This is a genomic window from Streptomyces massasporeus, assembly GCF_014648995.1.
Lineage (GTDB): Bacteria > Actinomycetota > Actinomycetes > Streptomycetales > Streptomycetaceae > Streptomyces > Streptomyces massasporeus.
The window spans coordinates 239,674-261,251 of record NZ_BMSE01000008.1; the positions used below are offsets into that span (position 1 = coordinate 239,674).

General features: G+C 72.7%; 16 protein-coding genes. 13 read left to right on the forward strand and 3 right to left on the reverse strand.

Features of this window, described 5'->3' with window-relative positions; genetic code table 11:
* Positions 1-54 precede the first annotated feature (54 nt).
* On the reverse strand, positions 55-1,173 hold the full coding sequence (gene serC, locus IE153_RS20060; RefSeq protein WP_189591139.1) for a phosphoserine transaminase: 1,119 nt from the start codon (positions 1,171-1,173) through the stop codon (positions 55-57).
* 72 nt (positions 1,174-1,245) lie between these two features.
* Positions 1,246-2,595, reverse strand: a complete 1,350-nt coding sequence (locus tag IE153_RS20065) for a glycoside hydrolase family protein (protein WP_189591140.1) — start codon at positions 2,593-2,595, stop codon at positions 1,246-1,248.
* Positions 2,596-2,804: 209 nt separating this feature from the next.
* On the opposite strand from IE153_RS20065, the gene IE153_RS20070 reads away from it, so the two are divergent.
* The 8 genes from IE153_RS20070 (at position 2,805) to IE153_RS20105 (ending at position 13,252) form a co-directional block, all read left to right on the forward strand.
* Positions 2,805-3,824, forward strand: coding sequence for a LacI family DNA-binding transcriptional regulator (locus IE153_RS20070; RefSeq protein WP_189591141.1), 1,020 nt, complete (start codon positions 2,805-2,807; stop codon positions 3,822-3,824).
* 87 nt (positions 3,825-3,911) lie between these two features.
* Positions 3,912-5,255 (forward strand): ABC transporter substrate-binding protein, encoded by a 1,344-nt coding sequence (locus IE153_RS20075; protein ID WP_189591142.1) that lies wholly within the window; start codon positions 3,912-3,914, stop codon positions 5,253-5,255.
* A gap of 104 nt (positions 5,256-5,359) precedes the next feature.
* A complete protein-coding gene (locus IE153_RS20080) occupies positions 5,360-6,352 on the forward strand; it encodes a carbohydrate ABC transporter permease (RefSeq protein ID WP_189591143.1) in 993 nt (330 codons plus the stop codon).
* A 7-nt stretch (positions 6,353-6,359) separates the two neighbouring features.
* Complete coding sequence (locus IE153_RS20085) at positions 6,360-7,202, forward strand: carbohydrate ABC transporter permease (RefSeq protein ID WP_189591144.1); 843 nt, start codon at positions 6,360-6,362, stop codon at positions 7,200-7,202.
* A 36-nt stretch (positions 7,203-7,238) separates the two neighbouring features.
* Positions 7,239-10,139, forward strand: coding sequence for an FAD-binding and (Fe-S)-binding domain-containing protein (locus IE153_RS20090; protein ID WP_189591145.1), 2,901 nt, complete (start codon positions 7,239-7,241; stop codon positions 10,137-10,139).
* A 121-nt stretch (positions 10,140-10,260) separates the two neighbouring features.
* Positions 10,261-11,397: a lipid II:glycine glycyltransferase FemX gene (locus IE153_RS20095; protein ID WP_189591149.1), complete on the forward strand. Its 1,137-nt coding sequence runs from the start codon at positions 10,261-10,263 to the stop codon at positions 11,395-11,397.
* 171 nt (positions 11,398-11,568) lie between these two features.
* Complete coding sequence (locus tag IE153_RS20100) at positions 11,569-12,525, forward strand: EamA family transporter (protein WP_189591151.1); 957 nt, start codon at positions 11,569-11,571, stop codon at positions 12,523-12,525.
* A gap of 124 nt (positions 12,526-12,649) precedes the next feature.
* Positions 12,650-13,252 (forward strand): DinB family protein, encoded by a 603-nt coding sequence (locus IE153_RS20105; protein WP_189591152.1) that lies wholly within the window; start codon positions 12,650-12,652, stop codon positions 13,250-13,252.
* Positions 13,253-13,315: 63 nt separating this feature from the next.
* Here IE153_RS20105 and IE153_RS20110 read toward each other — a convergent pair whose 3' ends face one another.
* Positions 13,316-14,287: a hypothetical protein gene (locus tag IE153_RS20110; RefSeq protein WP_229829064.1), complete on the reverse strand. Its 972-nt coding sequence runs from the start codon at positions 14,285-14,287 to the stop codon at positions 13,316-13,318.
* A 195-nt stretch (positions 14,288-14,482) separates the two neighbouring features.
* On the opposite strand from IE153_RS20110, the gene IE153_RS20115 reads away from it, so the two are divergent.
* Genes IE153_RS20115 through IE153_RS20135 form a run of 5 tightly spaced genes read left to right on the forward strand, consistent with a single transcriptional unit; the run spans position 14,483 to position 21,567 of the window.
* The gene (locus IE153_RS20115) at positions 14,483-15,277 is read left to right on the forward strand and encodes a TIGR03084 family metal-binding protein (protein WP_189591154.1); all 795 of its coding nucleotides are present in this window, start codon (positions 14,483-14,485) and stop codon (positions 15,275-15,277) included.
* On the forward strand, positions 15,274-16,941 hold the full coding sequence (locus tag IE153_RS20120) for an acyclic terpene utilization AtuA family protein (RefSeq protein WP_189591157.1): 1,668 nt from the start codon (positions 15,274-15,276) through the stop codon (positions 16,939-16,941). Before IE153_RS20115 ends, IE153_RS20120 begins: the two co-directional genes overlap by 4 nt.
* Positions 16,938-18,533, forward strand: a complete 1,596-nt coding sequence (locus tag IE153_RS20125) for an acyl-CoA carboxylase subunit beta (RefSeq protein ID WP_189591159.1) — start codon at positions 16,938-16,940, stop codon at positions 18,531-18,533. The genes IE153_RS20120 and IE153_RS20125 overlap by 4 nt, the downstream gene beginning before the upstream one ends.
* Before the next feature lie 5 nt (positions 18,534-18,538).
* The gene (locus IE153_RS20130; protein ID WP_189591161.1) at positions 18,539-20,383 is read left to right on the forward strand and encodes an acetyl/propionyl/methylcrotonyl-CoA carboxylase subunit alpha; all 1,845 of its coding nucleotides are present in this window, start codon (positions 18,539-18,541) and stop codon (positions 20,381-20,383) included.
* A 56-nt stretch (positions 20,384-20,439) separates the two neighbouring features.
* Positions 20,440-21,567: an acyl-CoA dehydrogenase family protein gene (locus IE153_RS20135; protein WP_189591163.1), complete on the forward strand. Its 1,128-nt coding sequence runs from the start codon at positions 20,440-20,442 to the stop codon at positions 21,565-21,567.
* Positions 21,568-21,578: the final 11 nt, after the last annotated feature.

Consider the following 21,578-nt stretch of genomic DNA (forward strand, 5'->3'; position numbering starts at 1 on the left):
AGGGCGCCCCGCACGAGCGGGACGCCCTCGACACTCACGTCGTGTGCGAGAAGGTCAGAGCTTCTCGATCACGTAGTCGACGCACTTCGTGAGCGCCTCGACGTCCGCCGGGTCGATCGCCGGGAACATCGCGACGCGCAGCTGGTTGCGGCCGAGCTTGCGGTAGGGCTCGGTGTCGACGATGCCGTTGGCGCGCAGCACCTTGGCGACGGCGGCGGCGTCGACCTCGTCCGTGAAGTCGATCGTGCCGATGACCTGCGAGCGCTTGGCCGGGTCGGTGACGAACGGGTTGGCGTACTTGATGTCCTCGGCCCAGCCGTAGAGCGTGCGGGCGGAGGTGGCGGTGCGCCGGACCGACCAGTCCAGGCCGCCCTGGCCGTTGATCCACTCCAGCTGCTGGTTCAGCAGGAAGAGGGTGGCCAGCGCCGGGGTGTTGTACGTCTGGTTCTTGCGGGAGTTGTCGATCGCCGTCGGCAGCGAGAAGAACTCCGGGACGTGGCGGCCGGACGCGTGGATGCGCTCCGCGCGCTCGATCGCGGCCGGGGAGAACACGCCGATCCACAGGCCGCCGTCGGAGGCGAAGGACTTCTGCGGGGCGAAGTAGTAGACGTCGGTCTCGCTGACGTCGACGGGCAGGCCGCCGGCGCCGGAGGTGGCGTCCACGAGCACCAGGGCGCCCTCGTCGGCACCGGCCACGCGCTTGATCGGCATGGCGACACCGGTCGAGGTCTCGTTGTGGGTGAACGCGTAGACGTCCACGCCCGCCTCGGCGACCGCCTCGGGGTGGGTGCCCGGGTCCGAGGCGATGACGGTCGGCTCGGCCAGCCAGGGGGCCAGCTTGGCGGCCTTGGCGAACTTCGAGGAGAACTCGCCGAAGTTCAGGTGCTGCGACTTGTTCTCGATCAGGCCGTGCGTCGCGACGTCCCAGAACGCGGTCGAGCCGCCGTTGCCGAGGATCACCTCGTAGCCGTCGGGGAGCTGGAACAGCTCGCTGATGCCCTCGCGCACCTGGCCGACCAGGTTCTTGACGGGAGCCTGACGGTGGGAGGTGCCCATGAGAGAGGTGCCGGTCGCGGCGAGGGCGTCCAGCGCCTCCGTCCGCACCTTGGAGGGACCCGCGCCGAAACGTCCGTCCGCGGGCTTGATGTCAGAGGGAATCCGGATCTCAGCCACGCAGGGGAGCGTAGCCGTTTCCAGAAACGTGGGCGAAACGTCGTCCGTCGGGTGAGACGGGAAGTGGACGGGTCAGTGCCGGGCCGGGCCGGGCCAGACGGCCGAGGCGTCGTCGCGGTGCGGGTCCGGCAGCCGGAGGGGGCGCACGGCGACGGGCCGGACCCCGGCCTCGGTGACGGCCGTCCAGGGTGCGGGGCGGCCGGAGTAGCACAGGGTGGTGAGGACGAAGACGCCGTCGGCGTAGACCTCGACGTACTCCCCGACGGTGAGGATGCGCAGTGAGGCCGCGGGTTCCGGCAGGAGGGTCTCGCCGAGCGGAGTGCCGTCGGGGCCGGTGACCCGGAGGTTCTTGCCGTCGCAGGCGACGGTGAGCGCGGGCCGGTCCCCGTCGGAGACATGCGTGCGCAGGGTGACTTCGGTGCGTGCTGAGAGGTCGACGTCACCGACCGCGTGCAGAGGGGCGTCGTACGTCTCCTCGCCGAGCCAGGGGTCCAGGCCGGGCCACCACTCCAGGCGGGGCGCCGCGTCCCGCGGTACGACGAGGGACTTGGGCTGGGCGAGCATGCCGCGACAGCGGTCGCCGGTGTCGGTCAGGCCGACGCGGCGCGGGGTGGTGTGCAGCACGACGCGGGAGCCGTCGGGGGCGGTGACGACGCGCGGCGCGTACGCGCCCGTCGGGCCGAGCGGGCCGCGGCGGGTCCACGGGCCGCGCAGGCGCGGAGCGGTCCACGCCTCGAAGCCCCGGGTGGCGCCGATGGAGCCGAGCAGCAGCCAGCCGCCGTCGTCGAGGCGTTCCAGGACCGGGCACTCGAACTCGTCGACGTCGCCGGGGGAGACGAGCGGCGGGTGGACCGTCCAGTGCTCCAGGTCGTCGGAGGTCGCCCAGGCGACGCACCCGCCGACCTCGACCGGCAGGGCGGCGTCGGCTGCGCAGACCAGCATGACCCAGCCGTCGGACTCGTCGTCGCGTACGACGAAGGGGTCGCGCCAGCCCATGCGTTCGCCCGTGCGGTACCAGCGCCCGTCCGCCTCGACGACCGGCCCGGTGCCGTGGCGGCGCCAGCCGGTGCCGTCGGTGCGCTCGGAGCGGGCCAGGCCGACCGACTGCAGGGGCCAGCCGCCCGGGGTGAGTCCGGAGACGGCGGTGTAGAGCATCGCCATGCCGGTGCCGTGCGGGAAGGCGTGCATGGTCCACACCGCCTGCTGGTCGAAGCGGCCCGGCAGGCCGTTGCCGAAGGCCGTGCCCTGCGGTTCCCAGTGGACCAGGTCGGTGGAGGTGGCCCGGCCGTAGGAGGTCTCCATGCGCAGGTGGTCGAACTCGTCCGTCCACGGGCCCTGGAGGTGCAGTGCGGTGTAGGTGCCGTCCGCGTGGCGCAGGAGGTCGAAGTCGTTCACGCAGAGGCCGGGCGGCGCGTATCGCATGGACAGGTCCTGTCTGCCGACAGCGGCACTCAAACGCGTGCGCTGTGATCTTGCTGGGGCGAGTTCCTCTGAGAATCAGCCGAAGTAAATCCGAACGCAAACGCTTGCGCAACCACAGGAGCGGGTTTACGGTCTCGTCACTCCCTCACACGCCGATGTGTTCCGGACGACCCCGAGCACACGGCGTGCACCCGATCTAGGAGCGTCCCGTGACGGTCAGCATCACCGATGTCGCCGAGGCCACCGGAGTCTCGGCGTCCACCGTGTCCCGCGCCCTGCGCGGCCGTCCCGGCGTGTCGGAGGAGATGCGGGCCCGGATCGTCGCGGCCGCAGCCGACCTGGGCTACACCGCCTCGCGCTCGGCCTCCAGCCTGGCCAGCGGACGCACCTACACCATCGGCGTCGTCGTCCCGTACGTCGGCCGCTGGTTCTTCGGCACCGTGCTGGACGCCGCCGAGAAGGTCTTCAGCGCCGCCGGCTACGACGTCCTGCTGTACAACCTCGGCTCACCCGAGGCCCGCAAGCGCTTCTTCACCAAGCTGCCGATCCGCAAGCGGGTCGACGCCGTGCTGTCCCTGCTGATCCCGGACCCGGAGGAGGCCGCCGCCCTGCGGTCCCTGGCCGTGCCGCTGGCGACCACGGTCGGCGGCGCCCGGCCCGGCTTCACGGTGGTCGGCATCGACGACCGGGGCGGCGCGGAGAGCGCCGTACGGCACCTGGTCAACCTCGGACACCGGCGGATCGGCATGATCTCCGGCGCCAGCGAGCCGCTGCACTGGACCACGCCCCTCGACCGCCGGCAGGGCTACCTGGACGTGCTCACCGACTCCGGGATCGAGCCCGACCGCGCCCTGGAGGCGGACGGCGGTTACACGGTCGAGGGCGGTGAGCGGGCCATGACCGAACTGCTGGCGCTGCGTCAGCCGCCCACCGCCGTGTTCGCCCAGTCCGACGAGATGGCGATGGGCGCCCTGCGCGCCCTGCGCCGGCACCGGCTGCGGGTCCCGGAGGACGTGTCCGTGGTCGGCTTCGACGATCACGAGCTGTCCGAGGTGGTCGGGCTGACCACCGTGGCCCAGCCGGTCGCGGCCCAGGGCCGGGAGGCGGCCCGGCTGCTGCTCGCGCAGCTCGACGAGCCGGACGCCGGGCCGCCGCGCCCCGTCGAGATGCCCATCCGCTTCATCCTCCGCGAGACCACCGCCCCGCCGCACACCGGCCGTCAGCGGTAACCCGCCCCCTCCCCGGCTCCCTCTCCTCCCCCCGGCCCCTCCCCACCGTCCGCGCACCCACCGCACACCCCGCTCGGAGGCACCACCATGATCACCGGCCACGGAAGACACCGTCGTACGGGCCTGACGGCCCTCGCCCTGCTGCCGCTGGCCGCGCTGGCCGCCTGTGGCGGCGGGAGCGGCGGCAGCGACACCTCCGCCGAGGAGGGCAGCGGAAAGGGCACCATCAGCGTCTGGGCCCACCAGGGCCAGGCGAGCGAGGCGACCGCGCTGCAGAACGCGGTGAAGTCCTTCAACTCCTCGCAGAGCGACGTCAAGGCCGAGCTGAAGCTCATACCGGAGAAGGACTACACGAAGACCATCACCGCCACCGACGCCTCCGAACTGCCGGACGTGCTGGAGTTCGACGGCCCGACGATGGCGAACTTCGTCTACAACAGCAAGCTCGCCCCGGTCGACGGCCACGTCTCCGCCAAGACCCTCGGCAACGTCACGGACGCGATCAAGGCGCAGGGCGAGATCGACGGCAAGCACTACGGCCTGGGCATGTTCGACGCCGGGCTCGGCATGTACGCCAACAAGAAGCTGCTGGACGCGGCCGGCGTGACCTACCCGAAGAGTGTGGACGACGCCTGGACGGCCGAGGAGTTCGGCAAGGCCCTGAAGGCGCTGAAGGGCAAGGACGCCGACGGCAAGGTCCTCGACCTCTCGGAGCAGTACGGCCTGGCCTCCGAATGGGGAACCTTCGGCTTCTCCCCGATCGTCTGGTCGGCCGGCGGCGGCCTGCTGAAGGACGGCAAGGCCGAGGGCGCCCTCGACAGCCCGAAGACCGTCTCCGCGATGAAGACCTTCCAGTCCTGGAAGCCCTACGTCGACCCCAACACCGACGGCAACGCCTTCGCCAAGGGCAAGGTGGCGCTGAGCTGGGTCGGCCACTGGAACTACCCCGCCTACAGCGAGGCCCTCGGTGACGACCTCGCCGTGCTGCCGCTGCCGGACTTCGGCAGCGGTCCCAAGACCGGCCAGGGTTCGTGGGCCTGGGGCATCGGCGCCGACAGCGAGAACGGCAAGGCCGCCGGAACCTTCCTGGACTACCTGCTGAATGACACCAACGTCGGCGCCATGACGAAGGCAAACGGCGCGGTGCCCGCCACCAAGTCGGCCCTCGCCAAGAGCGAGCTGTACAAGAAGGGCGGCCCGCTCCAGCTCTTCGCCGACCAGCTGGCCAAGCCGTGCGGCGACAGCGACATCACCTCCTCCTGCGTCGCCGTCACCCGCCCGGTGACCGCCGGATACCCCACCGTCACGGCCAAGTTCAACACGGCCCTCAACTCGATCTACGGCGGCGCCGACCCCGGGGAAGCCCTGCGGAAGGCCGCCCGGGCCATCGACCGGGACTTCACCGACAACGCCGGCTACGAGATCCCGTAACCCGCAGGACGCATCGGCCCGGGCGGGCCGTCGGTGACGTGGCGCCGCGACAGCGCGGCCCGCGTGCCGGCCGGGCCCGCCCCGCCGGGAAGAGGACCCCTGTCGTGAAAACCGTGGAATCCGCGCAGGCCGCGGGCCCAGACCGGGCGCAGGCCGTCTCGTCCGCACCCCCCGCCAAGCCCCCGCGTCCCGCGCGCGGCAACCGTGACCGGCTGCACGGGCTGCTGATGTCCGCCCCGGCCGTCGTCGGGCTGATCGCCTTCGTCGGCATCCCGTTCGGCTACGCCGTGGTGCTCTCCTTCTACAACGTCCGCCTCGGCTCGCCGCTGGAGCCCGCCTTCTTCGGCGTGGAGCACTACCGGCGGCTGTTCACCGACCCCGACCTGTCCGGCCCGTTCCTGCGGGCGCTGCTGAACAACCTGACCTTCGCCGTCGTCGTCGTACCGCTCCAGACGGGTCTTGCGCTGGCGCTGGCGATCCTGCTGAACCGCAAGCTGAAGGCGATCGGCCTGTTCCGGTCCTTCTTCTTCATGCCGGTGGTCTTCCCCATGGCGCTGGTCGCCGTGATCTGGCGGCTGATCCTCGCCCGCAGCGAGCAGGGCCTGCTCAACTCCCTGCTGGACACGGTGACTTTCGGCAACTGGGGCGCCTTCGACTGGCTCGGCGACGGCCTCACCGCGATGGGCTCGATCATCGTGCTGTCGGTGTGGCAGGGCGTCGGCTTCCAGATGGTCATCCTGCTCGCCGGCCTCCAGCAGATCCCGGGCGAGCTCTACGAGGCCTCCGAGCTGGACCGGGCCTCGCGCTGGCAGCAGTTCCGGCACGTCACCCTGCCCGGCATCCGCGGCACCCTGGTGTTCGTCGCGATGCTGACCTCGGTGCTGTCCTTCCGGGTCTTCGACCAGGTGTACGTCCTCATCCGCGGCGGCGGCCTGGACGAGGACGCCACCCGCACGGTGATGTACCAGGCCGTCACCACCGCCTTCGACCAGAACGACATCGGCCAGGCCTCGGCCGTCACGGTGGTGTTCTTCCTGATCGTCGTCGCCCTGACCATCGTCCAGCGCCGCGTCGTCCGGCCCGACAACGAGGACTGACCCACCCATGGCCATGACCCGTACGCCCGTGCGCCGCGTCCTCGACTACACCGTCCTGAGCGTCCTGGCGTTCGTCTTCGCCCTCCCCGCGCTCTACCTTTTCCTCGGCAGCCTCAAGCCGTCCGACGAGGTCCTGAACGGCCTGTCCGGCTTCCTGCCCACCCACCTCTCCTTCGACAACTACACCGCCGTCCTCGACAGCCTGAACTCCGACAGCACCGGCTACTTCTGGCAGTTCATGGGCGTGTCGGTGCTGCTGTCGTTCGTGGTGGTGACGGGCGGGCTGATCGTCAACTCGATGGCGGCCTACGGGCTGACACGGCTGAAGTGGCGCGGGCAGAACGCGGTGTTCACCCTGGTCCTGCTGCTGATGCTGATCCCGTTCGAGTCGGTGGCGGTGCCGCTGTTCTACATGTTCAACGGCCAGCGCAACACGCTGCTCATCCAGGCGCTGCCGTTCGTCGCCAACGCCTTCGCGATCTACCAGTTCCACACGTTCTTCAAGAAGATCCCCACGAGCATCGAGGAGGCGGCCCGGCTGGACGGGGCGGGTCCCTGGCGCACCTTCTTCGCGATCATCGTGCCGATGTCCAGGCCGGTGTTCGCCTCGGTCGCGATCCTCACCTTCCTCATCCAGTGGGGCTCCTTCCTGTGGCCGGTGCTGATGGTGTCCGACCCGTCCGTGCGCCCCCTGCCGCTGGAGATGAGCGTCTTCCAGGGCCAGCAGCCGCCGGACTGGGGCCAGATCCTCGCCTTCGGAGTGCTGCTGGTGCTGCCCGTGCTGATCGTCTTCGCGTTCTTCCAGCGCTGGTTCGTCGAGGGCGTGGCGAGCTCCGCGGTCAAGGGCTAGGGGGTCACCGTCAGTGACCGGATGCATCCTGGACGCATGACGGATCTCGAAGCACGGCTGCGTGCCGTCGTCCGGGGCGAGGTCGGGTTCGACGTCACGTCCCGGGCGCTGACGACCATGGACGCGTCCAACTACCGGCGGGTCCCGGTCGGCGTGGTCGCTCCGCGTGACGCCGACGACGTCGCGGCGGTGCTCGCGGTGTGCCGGGAGCGAGGCGTGCCCGTGGTCGCCCGCGGCGGAGGCACCTCCATCGCCGGGCAGGCCACCGGCACCGGTGTCGTCCTGGACTTCACCCGGCACATGAACCGGCTGGTCGCCCTGGACCCCGAGGCGCGCACGGCCGTGGTGCAGCCGGGGCTGGTGCTGGACCGGCTCCAGGAGGCCGCCGCCCCGCACGGGCTGCGCTTCGGGCCCGACCCGTCCACGCACAGCCGCTGCACGCTCGGCGGCATGATCGGCAACAACTCGTGCGGCTCGCACTCGGTGGCGTGGGGCACGACCGCGGACAGCGTGCGGGAACTGGACGTCGTCACCGCGCGGGGCGGGCGGCTGCGGCTCGGGCGGGACTGGGCCGGGGCACCGGACGGACTGCGAGAACTGGCCGAGGGGGAACTCGCCCGGCTGCGCACCGGCTTCCCGGAGCTGCCCCGTCGCATCTCCGGTTACGCGCTGGACGCCCTGCTGCCGGAGAACGGCGCCGACGTGGCCCGCTCCTTCTGCGGCTCGGAGGGCACGCTCGGCGTCCTGACGGAGGCCGTCGTACGCCTCGTCGAGGCGCCACGCGCGCGTGCGCTGGCCGTGCTGGCGTACGCCGACGAGAGCGCGGCGGCCGAGGCTGCGGCCGGGCTGCTGCCCTTCGGGCCGCTCACGGTGGAGGGCATGGCGGCGGACCTGGTGCCGTCCACGGCCGAACTGCCGCGGGGCGGGGCCTGGCTGTTCGTGGAGACCGGCGGGGAGTCGGCGGGGGAGGCACGCGCGCGTGCGGAGGCGATCGTGCGGGCCGCCGACGTCCTGGACGCGCTCGTGGTCACCGACCCGGCCGGGCAGCGGGCGCTGTGGCGGATCCGGGAGGACGCGAGCGGTACGGCGACGCGCATGCCCGACGGGACCGAGGCGTGGCCGGGCTGGGAGGACTGCGCGGTGCCGCCCGCCCGGCTCGGGGCGTATCTGCGGGACTTCCGGGCGCTGATGACGGCGCACGGGCTGCGCGGCACGCCGTACGGGCACTTCGGGGACGGCTGCATCCACGTCCGGATCGACTTCGACCTGCTGACGGCCCCCGGCGTCGCCCGCTTCCGCCGCTTCTCGGAGGAGCTCGCGGAGCTGGTGGTGGCGCACGGCGGGTCGCTGTCCGGGGAGCACGGGGACGGGCAGGCACGGGCGGAGCTGCTGCCGAGGATGTACGGCTCCGAGATGGTCGGCCTGTTCGAGCGGGTCAAGGGCGCGTGGGACCCGGACGACCTGCTCAACCCCGGGATGCTCGTCCGCCCCGCGCCCCTGGACAGCGGCCTGCGCTTTTCCGTCCTGCCCCGCGAGCCGGTCGACGTGGCCTTCGGCTACCCCTCGGACGGCGGCGACTTCTCGGCGGCGGTGCGGCGCTGCGTGGGCGTCGCCAAGTGCCGTACGACCTCGGTGTCCGGCTCGGGCGTCATGTGCCCGTCCTTCCGGGCGACCGGCGCGGAGGAGCACTCCACGCGCGGGCGGGCCCGGCTGCTGCACGAGATGCTCGCCGGTGAGGTGGTGACGGACGGCTGGCGCTCGGAGGAGGTCCGGGACGCCTTGGACCTGTGCCTGTCCTGCAAAGGCTGCCGGTCGGACTGCCCGGTCGGGGTCGACATGGCCACGTACAAGGCGGAGTTCCTGCACCAGCACTACGCGGGCCGGCGCCGGCCCGCCGCGCACCACGCCCTGGGACGGTTGCCGGTGTGGCTGCGCGCGGTGTCCCGTACGCACACGGCACGGCTGGTCAACGCGCTGTCCGCGCTACCGCCCCTGGCCCGGGCGGCGAAACGGCTGGGCGGTCTCGCGCCCGAGCGGGAGATCCCACGGCTGGCGACGCGGACGTTCAGCCGGTGGTGGGAGGGGCGCAGGGCATCCGGCTCTTCCGCGGAGGGCCCCACCGCACAGGGCGACCTGGTCGTGCTGTGGCCCGACACCTTCACCGAGCACCTCTCGCCGGGCGTGGGGCGGGCCGCCGTGCGGGTGCTGGAGGCGGCCGGGCTGCGGGTGGCGTTGCCGCCGACGCTGCGCCTGGAGAAGCCACCGGTGGGCGACGGCAGGACGGTCGCCCTCGACCCGCTGTCCCTGCTGCGCGGCCAGGGCCGGGTCTGCTGCGGGCTGACGTACGTGTCGACGGGGCAGCTGGACCGGGCCCGGGCCGTCATGCGCCGCACGCTCGACCTGATGGAACCGGTCCTGGAGACCGACGCCCCGGTCGTCGTCCTGGAGCCGAGCTGCGCCGCCGCCCTGCGCACGGACGTACCCGAGCTGCTGCACGACGACCCGCGCGCGGCCCGGCTCTCCGCGAAGGTCCTCACCTTCGCGGAGACGCTGGAGCGCCACGCACCCGGCTGGACACCGCCGCGCGTCGACCGCCCGGTGACCGGGCAGACCCACTGCCACCAGCACGCGGTGCTCGGCGACGCCGCAGACCGCCGGCTGCGGGACGCGGCCCTGCTCACCGGCGAACTGAGCGGCGGCTGCTGCGGCCTCGCGGGGAACTTCGGCTTCGAGAGGGGCCACTACGAGGTGTCCGCCGCATGCGCGGAGGAGCAGCTCCTGCCCTCCGTACGGGACGCCCCGGACGGCACGGTGGTCCTGGCGGACGGCTATTCCTGCCGCACCCAACTGGAGCAGCTGGCGGGCGTGCGGGGCAGGCACCTGGCGGAGGTGCTGGCCGAGGCCCTGGACGGGGACCCCGGGCACGACGGGACGTGAGGCGTTCGGGCCACGGGACGGGCGGATCCGAGTGTCTGAGCCGGGTGAGGGACGTGGCCGCTCCTAGGCTCGCGGCACCAGTCTCCGCCCGCCGAGGGCCGCTGCTCGAAGGAGCCCGCGCATGAGCGTCCGCGTCCAGCCGATCACCCGTGACGAGCACCTCGCGTTCGTCACGGCCCGCCCCTCCGCCAGCCACACCCAGGTCCCCTCCTGGGGCGAGGTGAAGCCCGACTGGCAGGCGGAGAGCCTCGGCTGGTTCGACGACGCCGGGCAGCTCGTCGGCGCCGGACTGGTGCTGCTGCGCCCCCTGCCCGGCCCCCGGGTGCCCGGGCTGCCGCGCTACCTCGCGTACCTGCCCGAGGGCCCGCTCCTCGACTGGCACAAGCCCGGCCTCGACCGCCTGCTGGAGCCGATGCTCGCGCACCTGAGACGACGCGGCGCCTTCGCCGTGCGGATGGGCCCGCCGGTCGTGGTGCGCCGCTGGAGCGCGGACGCGGTCAAGGCGGCGATCGCCGACCCGGCCGCCCGGCGACTGCGCGACGTGAAGGCGACGTCGTACGAACCGCGCGCCGGCCAGGTCGCGGACGGTCTGCGCCGCATGGGCTGGCGGCAGTCCGAGGCCTCCGGCGAGGACGGCTTCGCCGCGGGCCAGCCCCGGTACGTCTTCCAGGTGCCGTTCGCGGGCCGGTCGCTGGAGGACGTCCACAACGGCCTGAACCAGCAGTGGCGCCGCAACATCAAGAAGGCGGAGAAGGCCGGGGTGAAGGTCGTGCGCGGCGACCTGGAGGACCTGCCGGCCTTCCACGAGCTGTACTGCGAGACCGCCGAACGGGACCGGTTCATCCCCCGCCCACTGCCGTACTTCCAGCGCATGTGGAGCGCGCTCACGGCCGAACACCCCGACCGGATGCGGCTCTACCTCGCCTACCACGACGGCGAGGTGCTCGCCGCGGCCACCATGCTGACCGTCGGCGACCACGTCTGGTACTCCTACGGCGCCTCCACCGCCCGCCGCCGCGAGGTCCAGCCGAGCAGCGCCGTGCAGTGGCGCATGATGACCGACGCGCACGAACTCGGCGCCGCCGTCTACGACCTGCGCGGCATCACCGACACCCTGGAGGAGTCCAGTCACCTGCTGGGCCTGCTCCGCTTCAAGGTGGGTACCGGCGGCGAGGCCGTGGAGTACCTCGGCGAGTGGGACTACCCGCTCAACCGGCTGCTCCACAAGGCGTTCCAGCTCTACCTCGCCCGGCGCTGAGAAGGGCACCCGGCGGGCTCCGGCGTCTCACCGACCAAGACAGCGGCAAAATGGCTTCACGCACCTGACCGAGTCCATTACTCTGGACTGGCAAGTGCATCGGGGTGTACGCGGAGTGCAGGCCGGTGTACACACAGCCCGCACCCGGAGCCGACGAGCACAGGACCGCCCGTGACCACCCCCGCCAGCACCACGCCCCAGTCAGCGACAGCCACCGCGCCCTCCCCGGCGGGTGGTCCCGGCCGTCTCGGATCCCTCGGGCCCGTGGGCCTGGTGCTCGCGGGCGGGATCTCCGTGCAGTTCGGCGGCGCCTTGGCCGTGACGCTGATGCCCAGGGCGGGCGCCCTCGGGGTGGTCGCCCTGCGCCTGCTGGTCGCGGCCGTCGTGCTGCTCCTGGTCTGCCGCCCGCGCCTGCGCGGCCACTCGCGCACCGACTGGGGCACGGTCGTCGTCTTCGGCATCACCATGGCCGCGATGAACGGCCTCTTCTACCAGGCCGTCGCGCGCATCCCACTGGGCCCCGCGGTCACGCTCGAGGTGCTCGGCCCGCTCGCCCTCTCGGTCTTCGCCTCCCGCCGCGCGATCAACCTCGTCTGGGCGGCGCTCGCTCTCGCCGGGGTGTTCCTCCTCGGCGGGGGAGGCTTCAGCGGGCTCGACCCCACAGGAGCGGCCTTCGCCCTGGGCGCGGGCGCCATGTGGGCTGCCTACATCGTCTTCAGCGCCCGTACGGGCCGCCGCTTCCCGCAGGCGGACGGGCTGGCCCTGGCCATGGCCGTCGGGGCGGTGCTGTTCCTGCCCCTGGGCATCGCCGAGTCGGGGACGAAGCTGCTCGACCCGGTGACGCTGGGCCTGGGCGCGGCGGTCGCCCTGCTCTCCTCCGTGCTGCCCTACACCCTCGAACTCCTCGCCCTGCGCCGCCTGCCCGCCTCCACCTTCGCGATCCTGATGAGCCTCGAACCGGCCATCGCCGCGACGGCCGGCTTCCTCATCCTCGACCAGGCACTCAGCACCGCCGAGGCCGCCGCGATCGCCCTCGTCGTCGCGGCGAGCATGGGCGCGGTGCGCACCCAGGTGGGCCGCGGCCGCAAGAAGCGGGCGGCGCTGGAGAGCACGGGCCTGGAGGGCTGAGCGGCCGGGTGGGAAGCGGCCGCTGTCCTTCCCGGCGAGGGAAGCGGTCCTCGTTCGGCCCGGCGAGGGAAGTGCCCTTGTTCGGCCCGGCCCCGTTGTCAGTGCCGGGTGCCAGACTGCCCGCATGACCGCACCGGACCCCAAGGCCGACCTCCTCCGCTACCTCCAGGACGCTCGTGACGCCCTGCTGTGGAAGCTCGAAGGGCTCTCCGAGTACGACATCCGGCGCCCCCTGACACCGACCGGCACCAATCTGCTGGGGCTGGTCAAGCACGCCGCGGGAGTGGAGCTCGGATACTTCGGCGACACCTTCGGCCGGCCGTACTTCGACCAGAACCCACCGCCCTGGTGGTACACGCAGGACGCCGACGACAACGCCGACATGTGGGCCACCCCCGACGAGTCGCGCGAGGACATCGCCGGGCTCTACCGCCGGGCGTGGGAGCACGCGAACGGCACGATCGCGGCGTTGCCGCTGGACGCGACCGGTCGCGTGCCCTGGTGGCCCGAGGAGCGCCGGGAGACCACGCTGCACCACCTCCTGGTGCGCGTGATCGCCGACACCAGCCGGCACGCGGGCCACGCCGACATCGTGCGCGAACTCATCGACGGGTCGGTGGGCCTGACGCAGGGCAAGGACAGCATGCCCCCGGGCGACCGGGCCATGTGGGAGGCCCATCGGCAGCGGCTGGAGGAGGCGGCGCGAGAGGCGGACAAGGCCGTCTGAACGCGCCGCGGCGGTCGGGCCCGTGGCAGCGGCGGAAGCCGGGGCCCGTCGGCCGGGGAGGCGCTAACGCACCAGCATCCCGCGCACGCTGACGCCGTAGTGCGCCCGCAGCCGCCGCAGCTCCCACAGCCCCACCGCGGTCACCGACAGCGGTGCCCCGAGCATGAACACCGCCCGCACCGGCCCCGGCACACCCGCGTACGCCCCGGTGAACAGGTCGATCAGCGTCATCTCCCACACCAGTGTCATGGCGAGCAGCGGCGGCATGGTCTGGTGGATGTCGGCCGTGCGGAACACATGCAGCAGCGCCAGGCCGACGCCCCAGGCGATGAACGGCAGCACCCACACCAGGACGAGCACGACGACCACCCAGGTGACCACCGTCATCGCCGGGTTGGTGGCGAACCGCCCCTCGACGAAGCCGGTGAGGACCATCAGCGGGAACACGAAGACCGCGGCGATCAGGGCCACCATCGCACCGAACGGCTTCGCGGCCCGGCGCAGCAGGTCCCGCCGGGCCGACGGTGCGGTCAGCGCCAGCAGGACGCCCACGACCACCGGGAACGTCACCGACAGCACCAGCACGCTGTGCCACGACTGGTCGAGACGATCGTCGGCGACGTCCCGCAGGGAACTGCTGACCTTGTAGCTCACCGACACCCACACCACCGCGGCCAGTCCCACCAGCGTGCGGATCTTCTGCATGCGGGCGACGAACGCGTCCTCGACGAGGTCCGGCCGGGACGGCCTGAACACCCGGCGCGCGGTGTGGATGGGCCCGATCCGCCGCCGCAGCCGCGCGACGGGGCCGGGCGGCGGCGGGGGCACCGGGTGGGGCATGTAGGGGTGGGGCACATGGGGCGGATGGCCACCCCCGGGCGGCGGCACCTGGGGCGGATACCCACCGGGCGGATACCCGCCTCCCGGCGGCGCGTACGGCCCGGGCGAGGGCGGATAGGGCCCTGGCTGCGGCGGATACGGCTGCGGACCGTTCGGGCCGTGCGGCGGCTGCCCGCCCGGGTTCCAGGTGCTCATTCTTGTGTCTCCCCCGACGCGTGACCAATGGAACGAGCGGCGAGCCAGAGTGTATTGATCTCGCCGCCGAAGAGCACGCTTCCGGCCACCGCAACAGTTTCATGCAAGCACGCTTGATTGTTTCCGGTGCCGCTGCCATGCTCCTCAGCACCCCGCACCACCCCGCACACCGTCGTGCCCCGAGGGGAGCGCCCCGTGTCCGATCCGACGTCCGTGATCGACGATCTGCGTGAGGAGAGCGAGGAACTCGACCGCCTCGTGGCCGGGTTGCCCCCGCGGCGCTGGTCGCTCGCGACCCCCGCGCCCGGCTGGACCGTGGCCCACCAGATCGCCCATCTCGCCTGGACGGACCGCTCGGCCCTGCTCGCCGTCACGGACCCCGACGGCTTCCACGCCCTGGTCGAGAAGGCCCTCGCCGCGCCCGGCTCCTTCGTGGACGAGGGCGCCGAGGAGGGCGCGCAACTCCCGCCCGGCGAGCTGCTCGCCCGGTGGCGCGGCGGCCGCGCCGCACTGGAGGAGGCTCTGCGGGCCGCCCCGCCCGGGGCGCGCTTCCCCTGGTACGGCCCGCCCATGTCGGCCCCCTCCATGGCGACGGCCCGGCTGATGGAGACCTGGGCCCACGGGCAGGACGTGGCCGACGCCCTGGGTGTGGTGAGCCCACCCAGCGACCGGCTGCGGCATGTGGCCTGGCTCGGGGTACGGACCCGTGACTTCGCCTTCGGCGTGCACGGCCTCACCCCGCCCGCCGACCCCTTCCGCGTCGAACTGCGCGCCCCCTCCGGCGACCTGTGGACGTACGGCCCCGAGGACGCCGCGCAGCGCCTCACCGGGACCGCCCTCGACTTCTGCCTGCTGGTCACCCAGCGCGCCCACCGCACCGACCTCGCGCTGCGCGCCGACGGCCCCGACGCCGACCGCTGGCTGGACATCGCGCAGGCCTTCGCCGGGCCGCCGGGCGGCGGACGCCCGCCGAAGGAGTCCGCCTCGTGACCCTGCGCATAGGCAACGCCTCCGGCTTCTACGGCGACCGCTTCGACGCGATGCGCGAGATGCTCACCGGCGGCGAACTCGACGTCCTCACCGGCGACTACCTCGCCGAACTGACCATGCTGATCCTCGGCCGGGACCGCCTGAAGGACCCCGCCGCCGGATACGCCCGCACCTTCCTGCGGCAGTTGGAGGAGTGCCTCGGGCTCGCGCACGAGCGGGGCGTCAGGATCGTCACCAACGCGGGCGGGCTCAACCCGGCCGGACTCGCGGACGCCGTACGGCGGTTGGCCGACCGGCTGGGCATTCCCGTACGTGTCGCCCATGTGGCGGGCGACGACCTCACCGCCGCCCACCCGGGCTCCCTCGCCGCCCACGCCTACCTCGGCGGCTTCGGCATCACGCAGTGCCTGCGGGCGGGCGCCGACGTCGTCGTCACCGGGCGGGTGACGGACGCGGCCCTGGTCACCGGGCCCGCCGCCGCACACTTCGGGTGGAGCGAAACGGAGTACGACCGGCTCGCGGGCGCCGTGGTCGCCGGGCACGTCCTGGAGTGCGGGGCACAGGCCACCGGCGGCAACTACGCCTTCTTCCGGGACGGCGACGCCCGCCGCCCCGGCTTCCCGCTCGCCGAGCTGCACGAGGACGGCGGCTGCGTCATCACCAAGCACCCCGGCACCGGCGGCTTCGTCGACGTCGGCACGGTCACCGCGCAGCTGCTGTACGAGACGGCGGGTGCCCGGTACGCGGGGCCGGACGTCACCGCCCGGCTGGACACCGTACGGCTGAGCCAGGACGGGCCCGACCGGGTGCGGATCGAGGGCGTGCGCGGGGAGGCGCCGCCGCCCACCCTCAAGGTCGGGCTCAACCGGCTCGGCGGCTTCCGCAACGAGGTCGTCTTCGTGCTCACCGGGCTCGACATCGAGGCCAAGGCCGCCCTGGTGCGGGACCAGCTGGAACCGGCCCTCGGCAAGGTCGCCGACGTGCGCTGGGAGCTGGCCCGCACCGACCGCTCCGACGCCCCGACCGAGGAGACGGCGAGCGCGTTGCTGCGGCTCGTCGTACGGGACCCCGACCAGGGGGCCGTCGGGCGGGCGCTGAGCGGGGCGGCCGTGGAGCTGGCGCTGGCCAGTTACCCCGGCTTCCATGTGCTGGCCCCACCCGGAAAGGGCTCGCCCTATGGGGTGTTCGAGGATGTGTACGTCCCCCATGGTTCCGCCGACCATGTGGCCGTCCTCCACGACGGGCGCCGGATCCCCGTGCCACCGGCCCACGACACGGCCGTACTCGACGCGGTGCCGCAGCCGTCCCTGCCTCAGCCGCCGGAGCCCGGGCCCACCCGTCGCGCCCCTCTCGGGCTCGTCGCGGGAGCCCGCAGCGGGGACAAGGGCGGCAACGCCAACGTCGGGGTGTGGGCGCGCACGGACGACGCCTGGCGGTGGCTCGCGCACGAGCTGACCGCCGACCGGTTCCGGGAGCTCATCCCCGAAAGCCGCGAACTGACCGTCGTACGGCACGTGCTGCCGAACCTGCGCGCCCTCAACTTCGTCGTCGAGGGGATCCTCGGCGCCGGCGTCGCCGCGCAACACCGCTTCGATCCGCAGGCCAAGGCCCTCGGCGAATGGCTGCGCTCCCGCCACCTGGAGATACCGGAGGCCCTCCTGTGACCGTCCTGACCTCCGCGCTCGACCCCACCGGCGCCGAGCACCGGGCCAACCGCGAGGAGATGCTCGCCAAGCTCGCCGCACTGAACGCCGAGCACGCCAAGGCCCTCGCGGGCGGCGGCGAGAAGTACGTCGCACGGCACCGGAAGCGCGGCAAGCTCCTCGCCCGTGAGCGCATCGAGCTGCTCCTCGACCCCGACACGCCGTTCCTGGAGCTGTCCCCGCTGGCCGCCTGGGGCAGCGACCACACCGTCGGGGCGTCCCTCGTCACCGGGATCGGGGTGGTGGAGGGCGTGGAGTGCCTGATCACCGCCAACGACCCGACCGTACGCGGCGGAGCGAGCAACCCCTGGTCGCTGAAGAAGGCCCTGCGCGCCAACGACATCGCCCTCGCCAACCGGCTGCCCTGCATCAGCCTGGTCGAGTCGGGAGGCGCCGACCTGCCGTCGCAGAAGGAGATCTTCATCCCCGGCGGCGCCATCTTCCGCGACCTCACCCGGCTGTCCGCCGCCGGCATCCCGACCGTCGCGGTCGTCTTCGGCAACTCCACCGCCGGCGGCGCCTACATCCCCGGCATGTCCGACCACGTGATCATGGTCAAGGAGCGGGCGAAGGTCTTCCTCGGCGGCCCGCCGCTGGTGAAGATGGCGACCGGGGAGGAGAGCGACGACGAGTCCCTGGGCGGCGCCGAGATGCACGCCCGCACCTCGGGTCTCGCCGACTACTTCGCCGTCGACGAACCGGACGCGCTCCGGCAGGCCCGCCGCGTGGTCGCCCGCCTCAACCACCGCAAGGCGTACGAGGATCCAGGGCCCGCAGAACCGCCCAAGTACGACCCGGAGGAGCTGCTGGGCGTCGTCCCCGGCGACCTCAAGAGCCCCTTCGACCCGCGCGAGGTCATCGCCCGGATCGTCGACGCCTCCGACTTCGACGAGTTCAAACCGCTGTACGGGACGAGCCTGACCACCGGCTGGGCCGCCCTGCACGGCTACCCCGTCGGCATCCTCGCCAACGCCCGGGGCGTCCTGTTCAGCGAGGAGTCGCAGAAGGCCGCCCAGTTCATCCAGCTCGCCAACCAGCGCGACATCCCCCTGCTCTTCCTGCACAACACCACCGGCTACATGGTCGGCAGGGAGTACGAGCAGGGCGGCATCATCAAACACGGCGCGATGATGATCAACGCGGTCAGCAACAGCCGCGTGCCCCATCTCTCCGTCCTCATGGGCGCCTCCTACGGCGCCGGCCACTACGGCATGTGCGGCCGCGCCTACGACCCCCGCTTCCTCTTCGCCTGGCCCAGCGCCAAGTCCGCCGTCATGGGCCCGCAGCAGCTCGCCGGCGTGCTGTCGATCGTCGCCCGCCAGTCGGCCGCCGCGAAGGGGCAGCCCTACGACGAGGCGGACGCCGCGCTGCGCGCCATGGTGGAGCAGCAGATCGAGTCCGAGTCGCTGCCGATGTTCCTGTCCGGGCGGCTCTACGACGACGGCGTCATCGACCCGCGCGACACCCGCACCGTCCTCGGCCTGTGCCTGTCCGCGATCCACACCGCCCCCTACGAGGGCGCCCGCGGCGGCTTCGGCGTCTTCCGGATGTGAGGCCCATGATCACTTCAGTTCTTGTCGCGAACCGGGGCGAGATCGCCTGCCGTGTCGTCCGCACCTGCCGTGAGGCGGGAATCCGGACGGTCGCCGTGCACTCGGACGCCGACGCACACGCCCTCCACGCGCGCGTGGCCGACACCGCCGTACGGCTGCCGGGGTCGGCGCCCGCCGACACCTATCTGCGCGGCGACCTGATCGTGAAGGCCGCCCTCGCCGCCGGCGCCGACGCCGTGCACCCCGGTTACGGCTTCCTCTCCGAGAACGCCGGCTTCGCGCGGGACGTCCGGGACGCAGGTCTGGTGTGGATCGGGCCGCCCCCGGAGGCGATCGAGGCGATGGCGTCCAAGACGCGCGCCAAGGAGCTGCTGGGCATCGAGCCCCTGCGGGAGGTCACCGAGGCCGACCTGCCGGTGCTGGTGAAGGCGGCGGCGGGCGGCGGCGGCCGCGGCATGCGCGTCGTACGGCACCTGGCGGACCTGGACGCCGAGTTGGCCGCCGCCCGGGCCGAGGCCGCGAGCGCCTTCGGCGACGGCGAGGTCTTCGTCGAGCCGTACGTGGAGGGCGGCCGGCACGTCGAGGTGCAGGTGCTCGCCGACACGCACGGCACGGTGTGGGCGCTCGGCACCCGCGACTGCTCCCTCCAGCGCCGTCACCAGAAGGTGATCGAGGAGGCCCCGGCGCCCGGCCTGTCCGCCGCACTCGACGCGGAGGTCCGCGCCCTCGCCGTCCGGGCCGCCCGCGCGGTGGGGTACGTCGGCGCCGGAACCGTGGAGTTCCTCGTCGCGGGCGAGCGGGCGCACTTCCTTGAGATGAACACCCGCCTCCAGGTGGAACACCCCGTGACGGAGGCCGTGTTCGGGATCGATCTCGTCGCCGAGCAGATCCGCATCGCCGAGGGCCACGCCCTTGCGGAGGACCCCCCGCGGGCGCGCGGGCACGCCGTCGAGGCCCGCCTCTACGCCGAGGACCCGGCCAGCAACTGGGCACCGCAGACCGGCCGACTGCACCGCCTCGCCGTCCCCGACGCCGTGCGCCTGGACACCGGCTACGCGGACGGCGACGACATCGGCGTCCACTACGACCCCATGCTCGCCAAGGTCGTCGCCCACGCCCCCACCCGCGCCGAGGCGATCCGCAAGCTGGCCGCCGCCCTCGACCGCGCGGTGATCCACGGCCCCGTCACCAACCGCGACCTCCTGGTCCGCTCCCTGCGCCACCCGGAGTTCACCGCTGCCCGCATGGACACCGGCTTCTACGACCGCCACCTGCCCGCACTGACCGAACCGGCCCCCGACCCGCACGCCCCGCTCGCCGCCGCCCTCGCCGACGCCCACGGCCGCTCCCGCTTCGGCGGCTGGCGCAACGTCCCCTCCCAGCCGCAGACCAAGCGGTACCTGATGGCGGGCGAGGAGCACGAGGCCCGCTACCGGCACGGCAGCAGGGGCCTGGAGGCGGACGGGGTGCGGGTGGTGCACGCCGACGCGCGGCTCGTGATCCTCGACGTGGACGGGGTGCGGCGGACGTACGAGGTCGCCCGCCACGGCGACCAGGTCTACGTCAACACCACGGCCCTGACCGCCCTGCCCCGCTTCCCCGACCCCACCACCCAGCACGCCCCCGGCTCCCTCCTGGCCCCCATGCCGGGCACCGTCGTCCGCGTCGCCGACGGCCTCACGGCAGGAACACCGGTCAAGGCGGGCGAGCCCCTTCTTTGGCTGGAGGCGATGAAGATGCAGCACAAGATCACGGCCCCGGTGACGGGAACGCTGACCGAGCTGCACGCCGTACCCGGCCAACAGGTGGACCCGGGCACGCTCCTGGCGGTGGTGAAAGAGACCCCTTAGGGGCGCGGGGAACTGCGCGACAAGCCACAACGCTCCCGCACCCGAAAGGACGACCCATGGACACCGAAGACCACAAGGCCCTTCGAGAAGCAGTCTCCGCCCTGGGCAAACGCCACGGCCGTGACTTCAGCACCCCTGACCTCTGGTCCGAGGCCGCCAAACTGGGCTACATCAGCGTCAACCTGCCGGAGGCATACGGCGGTGGAGGCGGCGGCATCACCGAACTCTCCCTCGTCCTCGAAGAACTCGGCGCAGCAGGCTGCCCCCTGCTGATGATGATCGTCTCCCCGGCCATCTGCGGCACGGTGATCGCCCGCTTCGGCACGGACGCCCAGAAGGCTCAGTGGCTTCCCGCCCTGGCCGACGGCACCCGCCTCATGGCCTTCGGCATCACCGAACCCGACGCCGGCTCCAACAGCCACCGCATCACCACCACGGCCCGCCGCGACCAGGACACCGGCGGCTGGCTCCTCACCGGCCGCAAGGTCTTCGTCTCCGGCGTGGACATCGCCGACGCGACCCTCATCGTCGGCCGCACCGAGGACGCCCGCACCGGCCGCCTCAAGCCGTGCCTGTTCATCGTCCCGCGCGACACCCCCGGCTTCACCCGCCGCCCCATCGACATGGAACTCAACGCCGCGGAGAAGCAGTTCGAACTGGTCCTGGACGACGTACGGCTGCCCGCCGACGCCTTGGTCGGCGACGAGGACGCGGGACTCCTCCAGCTCTTCGCCGGGCTCAACCCCGAACGCATCATGACCGCCGCCTTCGCGATCGGCATGGGCCGCCACGCCCTCGCCAAGGCCGTCGAGTACGCCCGCGACCGCACCGTCTGGAACACCCCCATCGGCGCCCACCAGGCCATCGCCCACCCCCTGGCCCAGGCGCACATCGACCTCGAACTCGCCCGCCTGATGATGCAGAAGGCCGCCGCCCTCTACGACGCGGGCGACGACATGGGCGCCGGAGAGGCCGCCAACATGGCCAAGTACGCGGCCGGGGAGGCCTGTGTGAAGGCGGTCGACCAGGCCGTGCACACCCTCGGCGGCAACGGCCTCACCCGCGAGTACGGCCTGGCCCGGCTCATAACGGCCGCGCGCGTGGCTCGTATTGCCCCGGTGAGCCGGGAGATGATTCTCAACTACGTCTCCCACCAGACCCTGGGCCTGCCCAAGTCGTACTGAGACGGCCCGCG

Excerpts from the sequence above, each read along its gene's own strand:
- IE153_RS20065 (WP_189591140.1), bottom strand. The coding sequence starts at position 2,595 with ATGCGATACGCGCCGCCCGGCCTCTGCGTGAACGACTTCGACCTCCTG.
- IE153_RS20075 (WP_189591142.1), top strand. The coding sequence starts at position 3,912 with ATGATCACCGGCCACGGAAGACACCGTCGTACGGGCCTGACGGCCCTC.
- IE153_RS20085 (WP_189591144.1), top strand. The coding sequence starts at position 6,360 with ATGGCCATGACCCGTACGCCCGTGCGCCGCGTCCTCGACTACACCGTC.
- IE153_RS20090 (WP_189591145.1), top strand. The coding sequence starts at position 7,239 with ATGACGGATCTCGAAGCACGGCTGCGTGCCGTCGTCCGGGGCGAGGTC.
- IE153_RS20095 (WP_189591149.1), top strand. The coding sequence starts at position 10,261 with ATGAGCGTCCGCGTCCAGCCGATCACCCGTGACGAGCACCTCGCGTTC.
- IE153_RS20105 (WP_189591152.1), top strand. The coding sequence starts at position 12,650 with ATGACCGCACCGGACCCCAAGGCCGACCTCCTCCGCTACCTCCAGGAC.
- IE153_RS20110 (WP_229829064.1), bottom strand. The coding sequence starts at position 14,287 with ATGAGCACCTGGAACCCGGGCGGGCAGCCGCCGCACGGCCCGAACGGT.
- IE153_RS20130 (WP_189591161.1), top strand. The coding sequence starts at position 18,539 with ATGATCACTTCAGTTCTTGTCGCGAACCGGGGCGAGATCGCCTGCCGT.
- IE153_RS20135 (WP_189591163.1), top strand. The coding sequence starts at position 20,440 with ATGGACACCGAAGACCACAAGGCCCTTCGAGAAGCAGTCTCCGCCCTG.